This is a genomic window from Sphingobacterium sp. UDSM-2020 (assembly GCF_016132525.1).
GTDB lineage: Bacteria > Bacteroidota > Bacteroidia > Sphingobacteriales > Sphingobacteriaceae > Sphingobacterium > Sphingobacterium anhuiense.
In genome coordinates, this window is sequence record NZ_CP066166.1 from 3427410 (window position 1) to 3450727 (window position 23318).

Annotated in this window: 15 protein-coding genes; all 15 read left to right on the plus strand. The window is 34.5% G+C overall.

What is annotated here, in order from left to right; all coding sequences use genetic code 11:
• The first annotated feature begins 467 nt into the window (after nucleotides 1–467).
• The 15 genes from JAZ75_RS14415 to JAZ75_RS14485 all read left to right on the plus strand — a co-directional run bounded on the left by JAZ75_RS14415 (nucleotide 468) and on the right by JAZ75_RS14485 (nucleotide 23297).
• On the plus strand, nucleotides 468–3605 hold the full coding sequence (locus JAZ75_RS14415) for a SusC/RagA family TonB-linked outer membrane protein (RefSeq protein ID WP_208696259.1): 3138 nt from the start codon (nucleotides 468–470) through the stop codon (nucleotides 3603–3605).
• Between the two features lie 18 nt (nucleotides 3606–3623).
• Nucleotides 3624–5126 carry a SusD/RagB family nutrient-binding outer membrane lipoprotein gene (locus tag JAZ75_RS14420; RefSeq protein ID WP_208696261.1) on the plus strand — a complete coding sequence of 501 codons (1503 nt, stop codon included), beginning with the start codon at nucleotides 3624–3626 and terminating at the stop codon, nucleotides 5124–5126.
• Between the two features lie 204 nt (nucleotides 5127–5330).
• Nucleotides 5331–5945, plus strand: coding sequence for a hypothetical protein (locus tag JAZ75_RS14425; RefSeq protein ID WP_208696263.1), 615 nt, complete (start codon nucleotides 5331–5333; stop codon nucleotides 5943–5945).
• A gap of 164 nt (nucleotides 5946–6109) precedes the next feature.
• Nucleotides 6110–6373, plus strand: a complete 264-nt coding sequence (locus JAZ75_RS14430) for a hypothetical protein (RefSeq protein ID WP_232789204.1) — start codon at nucleotides 6110–6112, stop codon at nucleotides 6371–6373.
• A 340-nt stretch (nucleotides 6374–6713) separates the two neighbouring features.
• Nucleotides 6714–7877 (plus strand): PDZ domain-containing protein, encoded by a 1164-nt coding sequence (locus JAZ75_RS14435; protein ID WP_208696265.1) that lies wholly within the window; start codon nucleotides 6714–6716, stop codon nucleotides 7875–7877.
• Nucleotides 7878–8308: 431 nt separating this feature from the next.
• Nucleotides 8309–9196 carry an alkaline phosphatase gene (locus JAZ75_RS14440; RefSeq protein ID WP_208696267.1) on the plus strand — a complete coding sequence of 296 codons (888 nt, stop codon included), beginning with the start codon at nucleotides 8309–8311 and terminating at the stop codon, nucleotides 9194–9196.
• A gap of 82 nt (nucleotides 9197–9278) precedes the next feature.
• Nucleotides 9279–10106, plus strand: a complete 828-nt coding sequence (locus JAZ75_RS14445; protein ID WP_208696269.1) for a glycoside hydrolase family 16 protein — start codon at nucleotides 9279–9281, stop codon at nucleotides 10104–10106.
• Nucleotides 10107–10233: 127 nt separating this feature from the next.
• Nucleotides 10234–12606, plus strand: a complete 2373-nt coding sequence (locus JAZ75_RS14450) for a PQQ-binding-like beta-propeller repeat protein (RefSeq protein WP_208696270.1) — start codon at nucleotides 10234–10236, stop codon at nucleotides 12604–12606.
• Between the two features lie 378 nt (nucleotides 12607–12984).
• The gene (locus tag JAZ75_RS14455; protein ID WP_132844511.1) at nucleotides 12985–13566 is read left to right on the plus strand and encodes a helix-turn-helix domain-containing protein; all 582 of its coding nucleotides are present in this window, start codon (nucleotides 12985–12987) and stop codon (nucleotides 13564–13566) included.
• A gap of 180 nt (nucleotides 13567–13746) precedes the next feature.
• Nucleotides 13747–15084: a DUF5690 family protein gene (locus JAZ75_RS14460; RefSeq protein WP_208696272.1), complete on the plus strand. Its 1338-nt coding sequence runs from the start codon at nucleotides 13747–13749 to the stop codon at nucleotides 15082–15084.
• Between the two features lie 14 nt (nucleotides 15085–15098).
• A complete protein-coding gene (locus JAZ75_RS14465) occupies nucleotides 15099–16256 on the plus strand; it encodes a TIGR03364 family FAD-dependent oxidoreductase (RefSeq protein ID WP_208696274.1) in 1158 nt (385 codons plus the stop codon).
• Nucleotides 16257–16467: 211 nt separating this feature from the next.
• On the plus strand, nucleotides 16468–17025 hold the full coding sequence (locus JAZ75_RS14470; RefSeq protein WP_132844508.1) for an RNA polymerase sigma factor: 558 nt from the start codon (nucleotides 16468–16470) through the stop codon (nucleotides 17023–17025).
• Between the two features lie 115 nt (nucleotides 17026–17140).
• Complete coding sequence (locus JAZ75_RS14475) at nucleotides 17141–18229, plus strand: FecR family protein (protein WP_208696276.1); 1089 nt, start codon at nucleotides 17141–17143, stop codon at nucleotides 18227–18229.
• Between the two features lie 113 nt (nucleotides 18230–18342).
• Nucleotides 18343–21681 carry a SusC/RagA family TonB-linked outer membrane protein gene (locus JAZ75_RS14480; RefSeq protein ID WP_232789205.1) on the plus strand — a complete coding sequence of 1113 codons (3339 nt, stop codon included), beginning with the start codon at nucleotides 18343–18345 and terminating at the stop codon, nucleotides 21679–21681.
• Between the two features lie 11 nt (nucleotides 21682–21692).
• Complete coding sequence (locus JAZ75_RS14485; protein WP_208696278.1) at nucleotides 21693–23297, plus strand: SusD/RagB family nutrient-binding outer membrane lipoprotein; 1605 nt, start codon at nucleotides 21693–21695, stop codon at nucleotides 23295–23297.
• The last annotated feature ends 21 nt before the right edge of the window (nucleotides 23298–23318 follow it).

A 23318-nucleotide genomic window follows, 5' to 3' on the forward strand; every position in this document is an offset into this window, starting at 1 on the left:
AATCTTAGATTTTTGTTATAAAAACCTATTCAGATAGCTTTGAATATATTTAATCTTTTTAAAGATTTTACATGTTAATGAAGTCAAATTTTATCTTTTTATTTGGAGTGTTGGTTAATTAAATTATTGTTTTAACTTTGCTTTTAACATATTTTAACAATATTTTTGTTTTGAATTTAAAGTGTGTTGGGCAAAATAGATTTTAGATAAGAGCTGATACCAAAATTAATCAGAGAAATATTTGCAAAGTTTAATGTAGTTTTTCTAATGGTACGTTAAACAAAAAATAGACAATCGATTGCATTTTTGTCGTCTTACATAAAGACGGATGAGGGTGAAGTTAGATGAAATATGAATTTTAAAGATCGAAAATAGTATCAAGAGATTCGGTTTTTAAGGTTTTATGAAAAGAAATTTACTTAACCAAAGTCTTTAGAGACTTTAAATACTTAAATAAACATAAACATATGAAACAAACATTACTCAGCTTTTTTGTGGGTAGTATGATTCTGACCTCTGTTGCATTTGCACAGGACAAAAAGGTCAGTGGTCGTGTAACTGGTGCTGATGGTAAACCATTGGCTGGCGTAACGATTGCTGTTCAAGGATCTAACGTAGCTACCCAAACAGATGCGAATGGAAATTATTCGTTTTCTGTACCGACAGGAAAAATTATCGTTTTCCGCTCAATTGGTTATTCCGATAAAACATTAATTGTTAAAGAAGGGCAATCTGCTTTTAATGTTACTTTGTCAAATTCAGATAATGAATTGGAAGAAGTGATTGTTACTGCTTTAGGTGTTAAAAGGGAAAAGAGAGAATTAGGATATTCTGCTGAACAAGTATCTTCAAAAACTGTAAATCAAGCTAGCGCTGTTAATTTAGCTAATGGTCTTCAGGGTAAGGTAGCTGGATTAAATGTGACAACTACGAGTTCAAGTGTCAACGAGGATGTAAAAATTAATTTACGTGGTATTCGTTCATTAACTGGTAAAAATGATCCATTATTAGTACTAGATGGAGTTCAGATGGATATTAAATACCTTTCTTCAATAAATCCAAATGACGTAGAGAATGTATCGGTATTAAAAGGTGGAGCAGCTGCCGCAATTTATGGTCCTGATGCTAGAAATGGTGTTATAATGGTAACTACTAAGAAAAGTACGGATACGCCAACTGTAAATGTAAGTCATTCGACCCAATGGCAAAATGTTTCATTTTTTCCAAAACTGCAAAAACAATTTGGGCAGGGATATGATGGCATTATTGATCCTGTGGAAAACTGGAACTGGGGACCTGCTTTTGATGGGTCAACGATCGATATAGGACCTAAATTGCCTGATGGAAGTCAACAAACAACGACTTATAGTGGAACTGACGAGCGTCAAAATTTTTACAATACCGGAGTTACAAATCAAACTGGTGTTTCATTAACAGCAAAAGATTTCTTTTTAAGTTTAGAGGATGCTGTTGTTAAAGGTATAGTACCTGATGATAAAAATAGGAGAACTGGTGTTAGATTAAATTCACAGCGAGAATTTGGAATTTTTAGGGCTGGAATGAATGTTAATTATACACAACAAAATTATGATTTGTATAATCAGACAGCACAAGCTGATTATTTTACAGCTCAGAATACAGGCGGTAATAGTGGTTTATTTAGTCAATTGATTAATACACCGGCAGATATTATTTTATCTAAGTATAAGGATTATCAAAATGATAAATTTTCTACTTATGAGAATTGGTTTACAAATTACGGATTAAACCCCTATTTTTCAATTGGTAATTGGCGTAAGGAAGGCAAAAAACAAGATTTAATATCTAATCTTGAATTAGGATTAAAAGCTACCGACTGGCTGAATTTCACCTATCGCGCTGGATTAACATCACGAAATATTGCTGAACGTAATAAAACTGTAGGTGTTAACCCTTCTGCTTGGGCTGTAAATAGAGGAAAGGGGCCAATTCCTGGGGCAATTGAGGAATATAATTATAATCAGACAATCTTAACATCAGAATTTTTTGCTGATATAAATACTAAAATTGATGATGATTTTACTTTCAAAGGTATTGTAGGTACTTACGTTAAGCAAAATGATTGGAGAACAACAAGAGTTGGTGCTGATAATTTGGTAGTTTCGGAATTATACAATTTAAGCAATAGGATTGGAATTTTATCAGGATCTTCAAATGGATTTAGAAGTCGTCTTTTTTCAGTTTATGGTAGTGCAGGCCTAAATTATAAAAATTGGGCAAATGTTGAAGTGACAGGCCGTTGGGATAAGTCTTCAACTTTGGCGATGGGAAATAACTCATATTTCTATCCAGGAGTAAATGCTGCGTTCATTCTAACTGATGCAATTCCAGAAATTAAATCTGATGTATTTAATTATTTAAAAGTTAGAGGAGGCTGGACTAAAACTGCAAACTCCGATATTGAACCTTATTTTTTAGCAGCGACATTTTCACAACCTGCTACAAGCGGATTTCCTTTTGGTTCTGTGTCAGGATTGACGGCAGGAAATACAACATATGATCCTAACTTAAAACCTGAACGCATTACTTCAACAGAAGCGGGATTCGAGGCTGGACTTTGGAATAACCGATTGACTTTGGAAGCCACCTATTTTTATAATAAAAATACAGATCAAATTATCAGTGTAAATATTTCAGAAGCGTCTGGATATTCTCGAAGCTATCGTAATGCTGCTTCTTTCAATAGTTATGGTGTGGATTTTGGTTTTAATATTACGCCAATCATAAAATTCAATAATGGTGGAGTTAATTTAAAAGGAAGTTTTCTGTGGAATGATTCTAAAGTAACTAGTATTGATGAGAGCCTTGGATTAAATGAGCTATCAATTGGTGGATATGTAGCGGCTGGAAATTATGCAATAAAGGGATTACCTGCCTTTGAAATGCGGGGAACTGACTATAAACGTGATGATCTGGGACGTGTTATAGTAGATTCGAAAACGGGAAGACCTTCTGTATCATCAGATAACGTAAACTTTGGTCGTACTCTACCAAAATGGATTGTTAACTTAACGCCTTCTGTAAACTGGAAGAACTTTAATTTATCAGCAATGTTTGAACATAAAGGTGGTCATGTTGTTTCCTTTTTTGGTTTAGGATCTGATATGGCTTGGACAGGAGTTTCAGAGGCGACAGTATATAACAATCGTGAGCCGTTTATCTTACCTAATTCTGTTATTGCCGATCCAGCAAATCCAGGTAAATATATTGAAAATACTGCTGTGAAAATTGGTGAAAATGAAGAAATATATAACTATTATACTGGCGAGTTTAGGAATGCAGCTTCCAATTTTATTGTAAGTGCGAGTCAATGGAGATTACGTGAACTTTCGCTTGCTTATGATGTTCCTTCAGAATGGTTGCAATCACGTCAGAAAGTAGTAAAGTCATTATCTATTGCATTGGTTGGACGTAATTTAGCATTATGGTTACCTAAAGAAAATAAATTTATGGATCCTGACTTTAATAGTATGACCGCGGATTATCCTAATGCTTATGGTAACGTTAATGCAAATGCAAATCCACCTGTTAGAAACTATGGGTTTACAATTAATGCTAAGTTTTAACGATTAAAGAATTTTAAAATGAAAAATAAATTTATAATAGCATTCTTTTCAACAGCCTTGGCAGTAACAGGTTGTAAAGATAGCTTCTTTGATATTAATGAGAATCCTAATAATCCAACAGAGTCCAAAGTTAAAGCAAGTTATTTGCTACCTATGGTTCTGAAACAAACTGCTACAAGAATGGGAACACAGTATAGCTGGGCTGCTTCTTGGTCTGGTTATTGGGGTAGGGGTAGTGATTTTGGTCCTAGTTTACCTTTGGAAAATTATGATATTACACCTTCTTATCAACAGGCTCAGTGGGCGAATAGTACGACATCTTGGTATGATGTATTAACAGATGCTGATTTTATGGAAAAGAAAGGAAGAACAACAAATGAGTTGTTTTATGTAGGTGCTGCTAAAGTCATGAAATCTATTGGATTTATGTATTTAGTTGATATGTATAATAATGTACCTTATTCAGATGCTTTAAAAGGAGATGCATCTGTTATTCCAAAATATGATAAAGGTGAAGATATATATAAAGATCTTTTGGTTCAACTTGATTCAGCTCGACTAATCTTTAAGCAAGGATTAACAATAACTGATGAAATTAAAAAAGCAGATGTCTTATTTGGTGGCGATTTAACAAAATGGCGTAAACTAGCTAATAGTCAAGCATTAAAATTATTGATTCACCAATCAGAATTTAATAAAACACCAACAGCTGATATTGCAAAAATAACAACAGATGGTAGTGGCTTTATAGATGCTGGTAATTCTGCTGATCTTTCAATTGCATTTGCAATGTCAGCGAATCAAGTTAATCCTATTTATTCTACTTACGTAATGAATCAAAGTGGAACATTAACAGATGGTTTTAATCGGGTAAGTAACTACTTATTAAATAGATATAAGAATACAAATGATATTCGGTATCAATATTTATTTTTGAAGGCTAATAATCCAGTTGATGCTAATAATCCATGGGTCGGTAAAGATCTTGGAGCAACAAATATAAAAGGTGCTTCATCTTCGCAGGAATCTATTGTTATTGGTACTGGGATTTTAAAAGATGGAACTCAACCAATATGGTTAATGACTTCTGTAGAAAGTCTATTCTTACAAGCTGAGGCTATTCAACGTGGATGGATTTCTGGAGATGCAAAGTCTGCATACGAAAATGCAGTAAAGGAATCTTTTAATTGGCTAGATGTTGCTAATGCGAGCACAGTAGCAACATCATTTTTAGCTTCACCATCTGCTAATTGGGCATCTTCTTCAAATAAATTAGAATTGCTTATTAATCAAAAATATTTAGCCCTTCCCGGAATCAATAATTTTGAGGCATATGTAGATTACAGAAGACTTGGATTTCCAAAGGATGTACCTCTATCTAAAAATTCAAGTGTGGGTAGTAGAAAAATTCCTTTGCGTTTAATGTATCCTCAAAATGAATACAGTTTTAATAATGCAAATGTTAAGGCTCAAGGTGATATTAATCCACAAACTAGTAAAATTTTCTGGGATGTAAATTAATATAGTAAATTTTGATAATAAGATAAATAGGGCTGTCTAAATAGGTTGGACAGCCCTATTTTTATTAATTTGCACACATTCCTTTACAGTCTCATTTCAAATATTTAATTCTCAAATGGTTTACTCTTACTTTTGAAAACTCTCTTTTTTTTGTAGCATAATGCAGTCAGATATCGTTATTCCTTAACTAATTAATACTTATATATGAAAAAGATCATTTACATCTTATTGTTGAGTCTGTCTGTATTTTCGTGCAAAAACAGCGATCTTGAATCTTCAAATCAATTTGAAGACAGCTTTAATAAATTTAAAGAATTTAAAAAAGAAAGCAACAACTCCTATCAATATCAAACAAACACCTCATTCATGACAGAAATGTCTAGAACAACTACTATAACAGTCATTAATGGAAGAGTTGTGAAGCGTGAATATCTTGTAAAGATATTTAATGGATTTGTACCTAAATCGGAAGAAGGATGGACAGACCAGGAAATAGAGGCAATCTATGCAAAACAAGATGATTTTTTTAAAAATTATCTGATTAGCAAGAATATCACACTAAAAGAATATCTCGCTTGGTCAGAATCCGAAAAAGAATTAGGAAAATATAATAATCTTGGGGCTACTCCAATTATGACACTAGATGAAGTTTATTCTAAAGCAAAAGGTGAATGGCTTGTAACACACGAAAAGAAAAAAATATTTTTTGAAACAAATAATAATGGTATGATCTCATCGTGTGGTTATATTATGGGAAATTGCCAAGATGGTTGCTTTACAGGAATAAATATATCATATATTAAAGCATTAAAGAATTAAAAATAGAAGGAAGCCTTAATTTGCGTTTGTTTCATTAAGTGAAAGGTTAGGACCAAATAAACTCATATGCACAAACATTATCCTCTTCTATTATCTTTATAAAGATACTTTCTTCATCCGGTAATTACAAATCAGCACTTTTAACAACAGCTCAGATTTTCAAAATGGGGCATGTATCATTTAAACAATGTTACGTCTCAACTATTGAGCAAATCGGAAAAGATAGTTTTTTTATTTCGTGGTTTTGGGGTGAAGGATTTGACTGGTTTGATATGAAAAGATGGGGTGATCCGATCATTCGAAACGCGCATGCAAATGGAGGAAATTTCTTGACATCATTAGCCGTTACGATCAATCCTCAAGATAAAAATAAATGGACTTGGTCTATTCCATTAAGAGAGTCAGACTATAATAAAGGCTTAGAATAAATATTAATATTAAAGCCTTGATTCAATTCAACGCCTCCAAGAAGATTTAAGCTTTTTGGAGGCTTTTTTTATGAATATAATTTAATATTATAATATAACTGTTTATCACGTTGTCATTGAGAATTATTTAATTCAAAATCGAGTACCTTATTCCTTTTTTCGTATATTGTCTATACCAATATAGACTTTCATGAAAATAGGCCTCCTATTGTTGATATGTTTGCTTTTCCAAGTTGCTTTTGGGCAATCAGGGTTTGTTTTGCATAAAAACAAGAAGCTAAGTTTTCCCTTTATATTTGTACATAATCTCGTTATAATACCTGTAGAGGTAAATGGTTTTATGATGAATTTTCTGCTCGACACCGGAGTAAAAGAAACAATGGTCTTTGGCAAGTCTTTAGGTGAAGTCGACAGTACAATCTTTAAAAATAAGTTTCAGGGTCTTGGAAGGAATGCCGGTATTGACGGTATTTTAGCGATCAATAATCATGTGGTGGTTGGGAAAAAAATGGAAGACATAGATCATCCTATTTTTATTTTAGATAATGAGCATATTGATATTTCATCACGAATTGGGGTAGAGGTAAACGGTATATTGGGAAGTCGTTTTTTTACCGATCATAAGATTGCATTTGATTTCATAAAAAAGCGAATAACGGTGTATCCCAATGATAGCAATCCAAAATTATGGTCTAAAATGACCTCCTTACCCTTGGAGATAATTTCAAGTCGCCCGTATGTTGCGATCGTTATACAGCAGAATGAAGATGAGATCGATGGCAAAGCACTTATTGATATGGGAAATAGTGATGCTGTTTTATTACTCAAAGATAAAATACAAAATTATCAAGTTCGTGCTCCTTTTATAGAAGATTATATCGGTCAGGGGTTCAGTGGAGAAATTTATGGATTACGTAATCGGATCAAGAAATTGTCTTTAGGGCCATTTGCTATGTCATATCCTTTAGTCGCTTATCCGGAATTGGAATCAGTACAAAATGCAAAGATGATCAACGATAGGATAGGTTCAGTTGGCAATGAACTGTTGAGACGTTTTAAAATTATTTTTGATTACCCCAATCATCAACTGTACTTAAGTAAAAATAAAAATTTCGACAAATTCTATTATCTCAATATGAGTGGGCTGGAGATTATTCATGATGGTGTCAAATGGGAAAAGGAAGAAGTTCCGGTTGCCTTGAAGAAGGATGGTAGTAAAGAAATTAATTTCGATAATAAGGTACAGTTTAAGTTTGTTTTGAAAACACTTTTTAAAATTGATATGGTTAGACCAAATTCACCAGGTCAGTTGGTTGGGATCATGAAAGATGATAAAATTCTAACTATCAATGGTAAAAAGGCAACCTCATACTCGCTGGAGGATTTAACAAATTTAATGAAATCAGAAGATGGAAAAGAGATCGTAATGAAAATAGAACGAAATGGTGAAAAAATGGATTTTCGATTTATTTTGAAAGATCCTCTGCCTTTTGATCATGATTAATCTACTTTTAGCCAGTGAATAAATAAATTTCTATTTCTAACTCCAATTAAGCTGATCTCGTAATTGAGCAAAACTAACGACTCGTTATTTTTTTTCTATGTAAACATTTTGTTAGGTAATTGTAAGCTCTACTTTAAATCAGACTAATACTTGAATCTCTGTGTAAATATCTTGTTATACAAACATTCGTTATGAATTGGTATTGTTTAATATTGATTAACTTTATCGAGTAATTTTTAATATTAATCAACTTAAATCAAACCTTTTACCCATTGTCATTCATTATAAACTGAAATTTGCATGATTTACGAATAACAGCAATCAAAAATGAACACTGTATTTCTAAAAGCTTTATTACTTTTAAAACCTAAAGGAGGAGCTAAATGATACAGATAGCAACTAGTAATGATTACTAAAACAATTGTATTCTAATGAAAAAGAACCTTATTTTTTTAATTGCCCTATTTTTTGCACAAACCATTAGTCAAGCGCAGACTGGAAAAATCAAACACGTTGTGCTCGTTGGTTTTGATGGATTAGGTGCTTATGCAATCCCAAAAGCTGAAATGCCCACTTTGAAACAAATGATGGAAGATGGAAGCTATAGCCTTCATGTCAGAACAGTACTACCTTCATCAAGTGCGGTGAATTGGGCATCTATGTTGATGGGAGCTGGTCCAACTATGCATGGTTTTACAGAGTGGGGAAGTAAGACGCCCGAAATTCCAGCGATAAAAACAACCAAGAATGGTCTATTTCCTTCAATTTTTAATGCAGTAGCATCTAAAAACCCTAAGGCTACTTTTGCAGTGATACACAGTTGGCCAGGTATCGGTTACCTCATTGATAAAAATGTTGTGCAACAAGTCTATAATATGGAAGATAACGAGGATAAGACATTAGAAAAGGCAATTGAAGTTATTAAAAGAGATAAACCGACACTTACTTTTGTGCATTTTGATCAACCTGATGGTGTAGGGCATAACATTGGACATAATACTCCAGAATATTATGCAGAACTGAAAAATGTAGACCGTAGAATTGCGCAATTACAGCAAGCTGTTAAAGATGCAGGAATGGAGAAAGAAACTATTTTTGTTATCTCAGCTGATCACGGCGGTATTGACAAAGGACATGGAGGTAAATCGTTAGCTGAAGTTGAAATTCCCTTCGTCATGACGGGTCCAGGTGTACCAAAGGGAAAACAGGTAAATCAACCAATGTTAATTTATGATATTGCACCTACATTGACCTGGTTATTGGGAGCAGAGCAAGATGAGGCTTGGAGAGGTAAGCCCATTAAAGCTTTTCAAAAATAATGATTAAGATCACGTTAAGATTTGATAACAAATTTGAACTCTTTTAAGTTTAATTACAAATAGTAAAAAACCATTTATTGCAATGTTTAAATATTTTCTAACAGCTATTTCTTTTCTAGTACTTATCACTTCCTGTAGGGTAAGCAATCATCCAAAGTCACATCCCTATGTGTACATTCAAAGCGATGCTCGTGAAGCTAAAAAATGGAAATTGGTTTGGGAAGATCAATTTAATGAAACCTCCATTGATACGACAAAATGGACAAGAATTTCTGCAGGTAGCGCCGATTGGAATCGCCATATGAGTACAGACGATGCCTGTTTTGCAATGGAAGATGGTAAACTGATTTTGAAGGGAATTAATAATACTGATCTGAAAAAAGATCCCCGTCCATTTCTGACAGGAGGAATTTGGAGTAAAGGAAAATTCGCTTTTCAATATGGGCGAGTGGAGATCCGTGCGAAACTTGGGAGTGCTCAAGGTGCATGGCCAGCTATGTGGATGTTAGCGGAATTAGATAAATATGGAAAATATCCAAAAAATGGAGAAATCGATATTATGGAACATTTAAATTCTGATTCCATTATCTACCAAACAACACACTCCTATTATACCTTAGATTTAGGACAAAAAACAAATCCCCAACACGGCGGAACAGCTAAGATCAATGCAGGTGAATATAATGTATATGGCATAAGCTGGTATCCTGATCGAATTGTATTCCAGTTAAATGGTAAAGATACGTTTACATATCCTCGCAAAGAAGGGGTTGATAAATCACAATGGCCATATGATCAGCCTTTCTTTCTATTAATTGATCAACAATTAGGCGGTAGTTGGGTTGGAAAAGTCGATCAGAAACAACTGCCAGTTGAAATGATCATTGACTGGGTTAAGGTTTATCAATAACCTATCTCACAGATCAGATTTAAAAACACGAGCGAACGCCTTTAAATTCAGCATGACAAAAAGTTAAAATAATTAGGTTCATTACAAACAAAACAACTTTAAAAGTTAATATACGATAAACTCTAAAATGAAAAAAAAGTATTATCTATTGACATCCCTATTGGCACTAGGGGTGGGTGTTGCAAATGCACAGTATAAAGGTCATATCTTTATCGATTCGAATGGAAATGGTCAGTTCGACAGTGGCGAACGTACTGTTGAGCATGCTGTTGTTTCCGATGGTTATCAGGTTTTGAAAACAGATGCAAATGGACAGTTCGAAATACCAGCAAATCCTGCAGCACGATTTGTATTTGTAACTGCTCCGGCTGGTTTCAAGCCTGCAAAAAGTCATTTTTTAAAAATAAGTCCTGACCGTAAAGAGTATTCAATTGGACTTATTGAGGATACTTCTCAAGATCCGAATGTTTTAAATTTTATTCAAATAACAGATACCGAAACATATTTGTATGGTCCATGGATTGAGAATGTCCGTAAATATGCTGCAAATCAAAAAAGTTCTTTGATTATGCATACCGGTGATATCTGTTATGAACCAGGCATGCGTTTTCATGCGCAACAAGTAAATAGCCAACTGATGGGCTTACCTGTTTATTATGCTGTTGGCAATCATGATCTCGTAAAAGGAGAATATGGTGAAAAGTTGTTTGAAGATTTGTTTGGTCCGACCTATTATTCTTTTGATGCCGGTCCTGCACACTTTGTTGTTACGCCGATGTGGGGAGGCGATTATAAACCAAGTTATACAAGAGATCAAGTTATCGCATGGTTGAAGAAGGATCTAGAATTGAAGGATAAGAATAAACCGGTTATTTTTATTAATCACGATTTTGATATCGGACCTGACTTTATTCTAAAGGGAAAGACTGAGGAAATCGATTTAAAGAAATATAAATTAAAAGCGTGGTTATTCGGTCACTGGCATAATAACTATTCTTTTGTTAATGCAAGCAGCGGTGTTCGTGTTATTAGTACAAATGCACCTAATAAGGGTGGTATCGATCATGCTGTTGGCCAGTTTCTGCATATTAAAGTTACTAAAGATGGTGTTGAAGATGTTTCTCCAAAATACAGTAATTTGTTTGATCATATTCAATTGATAGATCCGGCATTACAAAGCACTGAAAAAGGGAAAATTCCTTTCCGTGCGCAAGTATACGATAGTAATCGAGATGTAGCATCTGTCCACGTGAGAGTACTTGATAGTAAAGGCAATCAAGTAGCCTATGCACCGTTTAAACCATTATCAGATTGGTCATGGGAGACAGAACCTCTTATGAATGTAAGTAATAAAACATGTACTGCTTTTATTGAAGTCAATTACAATGATGGTACCCAGGCAACCAAAAAAGAAACTTTTGGAGTGAATGATAAAGCAAATCAGCTTCAACTTAAATGGACTGGAAACTTAGGTGGAAACACTTGGAAAGTGAGTCCATTACTTGTAGAAGGTCTCGTTTTGGGAGCAACTTTTGATGATGGTGGAAATGGTAAGTCCCAAATTGTAGCTTTAGACGAAAAGTCAGGAAAGACTAAATGGACTTTTTCAACAGCTAATTCCATCAAACAGAAACTCCGTTATCAAAATGGCATTGTTGCGGCAACTGATGTGGCAGGAAATGCCTACGCTTTGGATGCTAAAACTGGGAAGCTGATTTGGAAGAATGAATTAAGCCAGGGACGATTACCAAGTTATGTTACAGCCGGAGCAATTTATGAAGGAGTATACTATACTGGTTACGGTTCTTATCTGACCGCTTTAGATTTAAAGACTGGTCAAGAGCTATGGAGAAATCAGGATTGGAATGGGGGAGAGGCAATGCCAGGAGAGATCATAGTAACCAAAGATCAGTTGTTTACAGGAGCTAATTGGAACAGTTTATTTGCTCATGACCGCAAGACAGGTAAATTGATGTGGAAGAAAAATGAGGATGGTCTACGTTTTAGAAGTGGTGGAGTTGCGGTAGTAGGTAATGAAGTATATGCAACTGGATTAAATACGGTATTTGTGCTAGATAGATTATCAGGAAACGTTTTACGAAAAAAGACACTTGATTATGATTTCAAAGTAATGGCAACGCCTGTAATAAGTGGCGAACAATTATTACTATCGACTTCGGATAAAGGAATTGTTGCTTTGGATAAGAATACGCTGAATGAAAAATGGAATTTCACAACTGGAGAGGCTTTAATCTATACCTCATCGTATAGTTCACCAGATCAAAATAAGTTAGTTGCAACTGTAGAGGCAGCTCCGCAGCAAGTTGGAACTGACTTTGTATTTGGTGCGTCGGATGGATTTCTTTACCGTCTAGATCCACAGGGCAAATTAAAATATAAAATTAATTTAGGTGCTCCAATTTTAGCAGAGGTGCTTGTAAAAGATGATTTACTTTATGTGACAGATTTTGCTGGAAACGTATATAGTTTTCAACAATAACTAACACATTTTTGATTTTTGAAAAGGCGAACCATCAGTTCGTCTTTTCTTGTTTTAAATCTTTATTAAAATTTGCCAAATAAAAACTCTTATACAACATTTAGAGTTTAGCAAATAATAAAATAGCACATCACAGGTATTTGTAAATATGATACAAACACTATTTATGCTTTACGACTTTTGCAACATAAGAAATTGTTAACATATGCTATGCAACTTTCTTGTGCAAAATTTTCATTCAAGTTTGAAAGCAGATAAAACTTGGAAATGATTATACTTTTTACTAATTTATGGTTGTGCTATAATATTAATTGTTTTTGTGATAATAAAAACTTAATATGCATCAGGGTAATTATTTGTGTACTTTTGAGGTTAATTATGGAAGATAATACAATATTCAAGATCAGTAATAAAATTAAGGAAATCCGAAAGATTAACGGGGTTACCATTCAAGAAATAGCCCTTAAAGCTGGTGTCAGTAAAGGGTTGATTTCTCAAATTGAAAATAACCGAACGGTTCCTTCATTATTTGTCTTGATCAATATCATCAATGCACTTGATGTGGATTTAAATGAATTTTTTAAAGACTTTAATTCCGATAGTACGTTGGGGCCTATTATCGTCAAAAGGAAAGAAAATTACGAAGAGTTTGAAAAGGAACAAGCAATTGGATTTCATTATAAGCGAATATTAACCTCTTCTATTGATAGCTCTACTTTAGACATAGTCTTATTGGAACTTCTTCCAGATGCTAAACGGCCTATGGTAGAGACTGAAGCCTTTGAATATAAGTATATTTTGAGTGGTCAGGTTGAGTATGTATTTAGGGATCAGGTTATTGTGCTTAATGAAGGTGATTCTATTTTCTTTAATGGACGTCTATCGCATACACCGCGAAACATCGGAAAAGATAAAGCAATCATGTTAATTGTTTACTTTTTTGAGCAGAACAAAAAATAGCGAACTCATTTAAGATGATATTATAGACTTTCTCCCTAGAAAGTCTTTTTTTGTTTTAAGCTTAATTCAATTTATTTCTATATTTGTTTACAAATACTTAACAGAAGTTTAGTAATGTGTTAATCTTTGAAGTTTACTTTTGGTTGTGGAAAAAAATCACATTTACCAAATGTCTAAATAATGGAATTAACGCAAAGATTTAAACAACGTATTAGTCAACTGGATGAACGCTCTGTTGCCATGATATTGGCACTTACAGCATTTCTTTGCTATACCTGTATGTATTCATTTAGAAAATCTTTTACTGCCGCATCTTATGATGATGCTTCAGTATGGGGAATCAATTATAAAGTCTGTTTAGTTATTACTCAGATGGTCGGATATATGTTTTCTAAATTTTATGGAATAAAATTTATTGCAGAAAGTAAGCAAAAGAATCGTGGACGCTATCTGATTATATTGATCTGGATTTCCTGGTTAAGTTTGTTAGCATTTGCTTGGTGTCCGCGTCCTTGGAATATTATTTTTCTTTTATTGAATGGATTTCCCTTAGGCATGGTGTGGGGTTTGGTTTTTAGTTATCTGGAAGGTAGACGTTATACAGAAATAATGGGAGCAGTTATGGCTGTCAGTTTGATTTTTGCTTCAGGTTTGATTAAAACAGTAGGACGTTGGTTAATGGCTACTTTTCCAATAGATGAATATTGGATGCCCTTTTGTACAGGTTTTTTATTCTTACTACCTTTTATCGGATGTGTCTGGTTGTTAGAGCATGCACCGGGACCCACAGAACAGGATAAAGCCTTGAGAACAGAACGAGTAGCGATGGATAGTACAAGTCGAAAAGCGTTTTTTAAAATGTTTAAACCTGGAATTTTGCTTACTGTTGTTATTTATACCATGCTGACAATTATCAGGGATGTTCGAGATAATTTTGAAATTGAAATCTGGGAAATGCTCCATGTAAAAGGCAATGGCATTTTTGCAAAAGTTGATGGTATAATTGCTTTGATTGTATTGGTACTGGTGGCATTGTTGATTGTGGTGAAAGATAATTTAAAAGCATTTAAATTGATTCACATGTTGATTATAGTAGGTTTTCTTATAGCAGGTGGTTCTACTTATCTTTTTAGCCATCAACTTATCGATGGATTAAGTTGGATGTTGCTGGTAGGGCTTGGTCTTTATTTAGCATATATACCGTACAACGCCATCTTTTTTGAAAGGATGATTGCTACATACAAAATGAAAAGCAATATAGGTTTTGTCATGTACTTGGCAGATTCGATCGGATATTTAGGCAGCTTTATAGTTTTACTGAATAAGGAGTTATTACCTAATTCCGTGACGTGGGGAAGTTATTTCATACAATTGGTTTTTTTCGCATCTATCATCGGTGGAGGATTATCCTTACTATCTTTATATTATTTTGCGCGTAAAAAAGAAGCGATGGATAAACAGGAACAGGAGGCAGAGAAACCTTGGTGTGTGAATAGTAGTGATGTTCAAATAAGTTAATAAAAATACATAAAATGAATTTGAGTAAATATGATCTAATCGTAGTGGGAGGAGGAATCTTAGGAACTTTCCATGCCTACCATGCTTTGGTAAAAGGATTACGCGTTCTACAATTGGAGAAAGATAACTATCCGGTAAGCTCAACAGTACGCAATTTTGGACAGGTTGTGCCATCAGGGATGTCTGGAAAATGGTTTGATTATGGTGTTAGAGGTTTAGAAATCTATAAGTCCATTCAAAATGAAATGGATATTTCTGTTCGCAATAATGGCAGTATCTATATTGCATCCGACGCAGATGAAGTACAGATGTTGCATGAATTAAGTGCACATTATAAGCAGGTTGGATATGCGCATGAGCTATGGTCAAAAGAACAGATCTTAAAGACCTATCCTATGATGAAGGACACGTATGTAAAAGAGGCTATTGTTTTTAAACAAGAGGTAAGTGTTGAACCAGATTTAATGATCCATCGCTTACATGCTTATATGCAGACTAAGTTTGAGCAGTATACATTAAAATATGATGCAACTGTAATGGCTTGTGAGGATAATGCTGACCTTGTTAAAGTGACAACGAGTGATATGCAATTATTCGAGGGGGATAAGGTTATCATATGCAATGGATATGAATTCAAAATTCTTTATAGATCACTATTTGACGATAGTGGTTTGAAGATCAGTAAACTTCAGATGATGCGTACAAAGCCGATGAAAGATCTGCATTTACCAGGAAATATTTTAACAGGGCTTACGACAAGACGTTATGAAAGTTTCGAAGAATATTGTCCATCTTTCCATCAAATAAAAGTGCCTGAACACTATAAAGAATTGCGTGAACAGGGAATACATATCTTATTTAAGCAAGCCATAGATGGTAGTATCATTGTTGGAGATTCACATGAATATGCACAAGGTAATCAACTGGATGAATTAGGATTTGCTATTAATTCAAAGATTAATGATCTCATGTTGAATGAAGCGAATCGTATTATCACTATGGATCAGTCTATGATTGCAAGCTCATGGGCTGGATTTTATGCTCAGCATGACAATGATATTTTAGAAGTGGATGTAAGTGATCGTATTCATGTACGTACCGGAATCGGCGGAAAAGGTATGACAGCCAGTGCTGGTTATGCCGAGCAAAGCATTGAAGCGATCTGTGGATAAAAGCAAAATATAAAGAGTAGTTTTAGAGGCCTAGCATTTAGTTGCTAGGCTTTTTTTATATATCCAGTTGAATATTGGCTTGATATCAGATATGGATTTCGATGAGGTAAATAATAATATTAACTCTTTTTAAAGATATAGTTGATAATTTTTTCTTTTATAGCTATAAAATGATACATTTAGGGAATTAAAAAGAAGTTAACCAATTATAATGAAAAATAAGTTAGGCTATAGATTGCTTTGGGAACGTGTGCGGAATGGTGATGAACAAGCGTTTTTTGATTTATATGCCGCATTATTTAACGAATTGGTGAATTTTGGTATTCGTACATGTGGAGATGCTGATCTGGCGAGTGAAGCAACAGATGAAATTTTCGTTACCATTTGGGAAAAACGAGATCGCCTTGATCGCGTAGAAAATGTGCAGGCATACCTCATTACATTTTTAAAAAGAAAAATCCTTCGGCTCTTAGAAAAACAACATAAAATACAAACTGCTTTGCGACATGTTAAAGCAGAAGATGATTGGATAGAAATGCCTTATGAAGAATTTATTATTAAGGTACAAACAAATGAATGGATTCAGATCCGATTAAGAGAAGCACTCGAAAAATTAAGTTTTCGTCAAAAACAACTCATTCATCTTAAATTTTTTGAAGGATATTCCTACGAAAAAATAGCAGAAACCACTCAAATGACTGTCAAAACTGCGTACAATACTTTGTATGATGCTTTAAAAGTGCTGCGGCAAGAATTAAAAGATCTTTAAATCTACAATAAATTGATGATTTTATTTGTTTGATTTAAAGCTTGTTATATTTTATTTTAAAATTTCTTTAGGAAAAAAGTGCAATCGTATGCACTCTATAGTAAAGACCTAAAGAATGAGCCAAAAAGATTATAACAATATTGAAGACTTTTTAATAGATGATACTTTCCAAAAGTATTGTTCTGGAGAAAATACATCTTGCAAACAATATTGGGAACAGTATATTGTCAATCATCCTGAGCAGTTAGAAACGATTCAGCATGCCAAGAGATTATATCAAGTTCTTGTAGGCAACAAACCTGTTGTTAATGAAAGGTTGGAGCATATGAAAGCTCGCCTTAAAGAGGAGACAAATGAACTTTCTATTTTTTCCTGGCATCTATCTCACTTATTTCGTATTGCCGCGGCTCTTGTACTTTTCGGCTTGGCTTACTTCTGGTATACACAGTTTTATTCGAAAAGAATTGAACCTTTGGATCAATTTGTGGCCGCCCAGATATTCCAAACTAAAAAAGGAGAGAAGAAAACATTTGATTTGCCAGATGGTACCACAATCACATTAAATTCAGACAGTAAACTGGAACTTGATAAGGATTTTAATGATCATGCACGACATGTCTATCTAACTGGAGAAGGCTTTTTTGAAGTTAAAAAAGATAAAGAGAAGCCCTTTGTAGTTTATGCTAATGATTTTGATATTTCTGTCCTCGGAACAACTTTTAATGTGAAATCCTATCCTAATGATGGAACATCTGAAGCTTTTTTAGTGGAAGGATTAATTGAGATGCGCAGCAAGGGAATTAATGAGAACTCCATGATTATCAAACCTAATCAGAAAATTATCTTATATAAAAATCAATTTATTGAGGCTAAAAAAGACCCCGCTGTTAAAAAGGAAGCGTTAAAAAGTAGTGTTAAGGAAATCAAAATTCAAGATTTTTCAGTAGATGAACCTGCCGTTAGTTCAAAGGAGATTGCCTGGAAAGATAATCGATTAGAAATCATGGACCAAGATTTTGAATCATTGCGACATACCTTAGAACGGTGGTATGATGTGGATATTGAGATTAAAAATAGAAATCTTGAAGATTATCGATTTACAGCGACTTTTTCAAAAGAAAATATAAACCAAGTATTAAATGCATTACAAAAAGTAGAACCTTTTAATTATGAGATATATGGAAGAAAAATAACCATTTACTAGAAAAAAATAGGATGGCGGACCAACGCCATCCTTGAAAAAAAAGATTAATTCTTAAGCAGCAATTCTGGAAAAACGTGCTGCTCTTTATTGAATTTTAAACCTAATACTAAAGTATGATAAAAAATTGCTTATTGCAAATGCGTAATGGCTACATTGTGCATTTTAGATTCATTATACGGATGAAACTAACCTTGATTATGAGTGCATTTGTCGTAATGAATGTTTCGGCTAATGTTTATTCCCAACAAAAAGTATCGCTTGATGTCCAAAAAACAAAATTGAGCAGAGTACTTAAAATGATTGAAGAAAAAAGTGACTATTACTTCGTCTATGGCTCAAGTAACGACAATCTGAATAAGGAGGTTTCCATGCAGGTTGAGAATGGACGAGTTACGGATATTTTAGCCAAATTATTTAATAAGACTGGTCTTACATATAGTATCTCAAACGAGGGCTTGGTGGTTGTCAGTCAGCAACAGAATAAAGTTTATGATGGTGTTGTAACAGATGAAAAAGGAAACCCACTCGTAGGAGCTACAGTTCGTGTTAAAGGTTCCGCAGTTGCAAGAGCTACTGATTTAAACGGTAAGTTTTCCATTAATGCACTGACGGGAAATACACTTGTTATATCGTTTGCGGGATATAACTCAGAGGAGCTTGTCCTAACAAATGATAATGCGATCAAGATCGTGTTGACTGAAGATAATCGCATGCTGAATGAAGTTGTTGTAACTGCCTTAGGAATGAAAAAAGAAAAACGTTCTTTAGGATATTCAGTGACACAAGTTCAGGGGGATGCTTTAACACAAGCTCGAGAAAATAATGTTATGAATGCCTTGGTTGGTAAAGTTGCTGGTTTGGATATTAGCAGTACTGCTGGGGGAGCAGGTGCGGCTACGAATGTCACTATCCGTGGTGTTTCCAGTATAAATCAGACAAGCCAGCCTTTGTATGTCATTAATGGTATACCTATGGAAAGCAAGCCAGTCGGTTTAAATAATAGCAATTCTAGAGGTAATTCAGGTAGCCAATGGGATAATGCACCTGATCTTGGAGATGCCATTAGTAATATAAATCCAGACGATATTGAAAGTGTATCAGTATTAAAAGGAGCAGCGGCTTCAGCGTTGTATGGATCTAGGGCTAAGGCTGGAGTAATTTTAATTACGACAAAGTCTGGAAAAGGAAATTCAATAGATTTTAGTAGTAATTATGTTACCGAAAGAATCATTGATCAAACAGATTGGCAGACCCAATATGGACATGGGGGTGGTGGAATTAAACCCACGACCATTAATAATGCTCTGTCAACAGGGGCAAATAGCTGGGGTGCAAAATTAGACGGTACACCTGTATTGCAATTCGATGGTAAAGAAAGACCATATTCCCTTCAAAAAGGAAATCTTGATCGTTTTTACAGAAATGGAAATACCTGGACTAATACGATTGCTTTAAATAAATCTTTTGAAGGCGGATCGATCAGGTTATCAGCAACTGACGTTAAAAACAAATCCGTAGTTCCTAATTCAGGACTAGATAGACAATCATTTAATCTGGCAGGTATGTTTGAACCGATCAAAAGATTAACGATTGACGCTCGTGTTAATTTAATCTATGAGCAGGTGAAAAATAGACCAATGCTTTCAGATGGAGCTGGAAATGCCAATTTCAACGTGATGTTTTTACCAACGAGTATTAATGTTGATGATCTAAAACCTTGGAAAGATGAAAATGGTAAAGAAATAGGTTACTCCGGTAACGTATACGCAACCAATCCTTGGTTTGCCGCTTACGAATTTCAAAATAATACCAGTAGAAAGAGAACGATCAGTTCATTAACAGCTAAATACACTTTGGATAATGGATTATTTGTACAAGGACGTGCAGGTCGTGATTCATACTCAGATCGTTATAAAAATGTTGTTGCCTCAGGAACAGCCTATTATCCTAATGGGAAAATTTCAGAGCAAAATACCAATTTTGATGATATTAACGCCGATATCTTAATCGGTAAACAATTTGTTGTTGGAGATTATACGATCACACCAAACATTGGAGCCAGTTATAGAAACACGAAGTCTAAACAAATCACCAATAATGGAGTGGATCTTGCAGTATTTGGTAATTATAATATTGCAAATGCAGAAAACAAATCGCTGGATTATTTCGAATCTGAGCAAGAGACACAATCGACTTACGGAACGTTGGAGTTTGCATACAAGGATATATTGTATTTAACTGGTAGTCTTCGGTCAGATTGGTTTTCCACGTTAGCCGCTCCAGGTTATGACAATAAATTGAATTCTGTATATCCATCGATATCAGCATCTTTTGTTTACTCCGAGTATCTCAAAGCTCCATGGTTGAATTTCGGAAAGTTGAGAGCTGGTTATGCAACAGTTGGTCAAGCTACCGATCCATACCAAACTGCCTTAAGTTATAAATTGAGAAGTGAAAGCCTCAATGGAACTTCTTTAGGAATAATTGATAATGGTAGTATTCCCAATTCTGGTTTAATTGCCTCATCGGCTTCTGAATTAGAAATTGGTACAGAATTACGTCTTTTTAATGATCGTGTAAATTTTGATTTTACTTGGTATAGTAAAAGATCTAAAAATGAGATTACCTATATCACAACACCTTCATCGAGCGGTTATAGTGCGGCAGTTTTGAATGCTGGTGAAATGCAAAATAAAGGCTTTGAGGTCTTGTTAGGTGCAACTATTGTCAAGACTGAAAAATTCAAATGGACTTCTACGATCAATGGTTCATATAATGATAATAAAATCTTATCCTTAGCAGACGGATTCAACTTTCAATCAGTAGCTACTTCTCGCACAGGTGCCGGTTCTGTAGCTAACATGAAAGGAGAGGCAGCTTTTCAAGTAATGGCATTCGATAATAAGTATGATGCCAATGGTAATGTTGTTCTGTTATCTGATAACCGCTCACCGGCGAAAGGAGATCTAACTGCTTACGGATCGGCTTTTAATAAATGGTTTGCAGGATGGAACAATGAGTTTTCTTATAATAAATTCAATTTATCGTTTTTAATAGATGGTAAATGGGGAGGGAAGCTATTTTCAGCGACAGATTATTATGGATATATCTTTGGTTTACATAAAGGAACGTTAGATAAGCGGGAAGAATATGGCGCAAACGCACCAACTTATTATTCAAATGTCGCGAATAATACCTCTAAAATATTTGTTCATAATGCTGATTTTATAAAGCTGAGACAAGTCGTTTTAGGATACACCTTTCCTGGATTATTTAATAATAAAATTAAATCGCTTAATGTAAGTGCTGTGGGTCGTAATCTATTGGTGTTAATGAAAAAGACAGATAATGTTGATCCTGAATCCAGCTACAATGCAACATTCCCAGGGCTAGAGTTAGGTGGCGTACCTGCTGTACGTACTTTCGGAATTAATTTAAGTGCTAAATTTTAGAAATTGACATTATGAAAAGAAATTTAAACCCAATTATATCAGCTGTTGCTGTATCATGTCTTCTTTCATTTACAGGCTGTACAAAAGATTTTGATAAAATTAATACCAATCCTGTAACAAATAGTTCAGAAAAATTTAACCCTAACTTCGTGCTTTCATCTGCTCAGCTAAATTATACGGGTAGTTTTGATATGGCATATGATGCTTTCCGAAGTAATTTCTCTTTGGCAGGACCAATAGTACAAGCTTTAGCTAATTGTACTCAAGAATGGCGAGGTGATAAATATTTAATTTTTGAGGAACATACTGCTGCTTATTGGGGTACCGGGGCCGTGGGGAGTTATATTGAACAGGTAAGAAATATCGTCGATGTTGTCGAAAATACTCGAGGTAAAGAGCAGTATAAAAATCTACATCAGATAGCACGTATTTGGCGTGTCGTAGTATTGTCTAGAATTACGGATTTGTATGGTGATGTCCCTGCTTCGGAAGCAGGTTTAGGTTATTATCAAAAGTTGTATCTGCCAAAGTATGATAAACAGCAAGATATTTATAATACAATGCTGAGTGAGCTTGACGAAGCTGTCAATGCATTACAAGCGTCAGGTGATATTGTAACTGGTGATATCATTTATAAAGGTGATATAGAAAAGTGGAAACGGTTCACGAATTCATTCATGTTAAGATTGGCTATGCGTCTTGTAAAAGTTGATGAAGCGAAAGCAAAAACATATGCTCAGAAAGCCATCGCTAATACTTTTACATCTAATGCAGATAACGCGTTTGTAAAACATGATGTCAACGGTGCTCGTATTACACAAAATCGTAATAGTCAGGTTTTATTAGGCGATGTTGGTTCACAAGACTATTACTACGGTAAATGGTCCAATACTTTTATTGATTATTTGAAAAAGACAAATGATCCACGATTAGGAAAAATTGCCGTTACAAAATTGCATATTAGTCTATCAAACAAAGATCAAAATCCAAATTTTGTAACAGACCCTCTCGTTCAAAAAGGTATGCCAAATGGAAAGCAGGTAGATGCCGCAAATGGTGATGCTTTTGATATTCGTAAGGATCCAAGTTTTACAGACTATCCAGATTATTCCTCACCTAACCCTAATATGTCTAAACGGGATGGTATAACTTTTATTTTAACATATGCACAAACGGAATTATTAAGAGCAGAGGCTGCAAAACGTTGGGCAATTGGAGGTACTGCAGGTGAACATTACAATAAAGGAGTGGGAGCAGCAATAAGTTGTTTAAGTCAATATGATTCGAAGTTAACGATCTCAGATGCTGAAATCAATGATTACTTGACAAAAATGCCATACAATGATGCAAATGGTTTGAAAATGATCAATGAGCAATATTGGGCACATACCAATACGCTATTTGATTTTTATGAATCCTGGAATAATTGGAAGCGCTCTGGTTTTCCAGTTTTAATACCGGTCAAACATCCAGATAATAGTACTGGCGGAGTGATACCTAGAAGATATCCTTATCCAATAACAGAGGCTTCTAATAACCCTGATCATTACAAAGCAGCTTCGGCTGCGGTTACAGGAGGAGACTCTTATATCGGCCGTGTTTGGTGGGATAAGTAATTTCTTGCATCTTTAACAGAG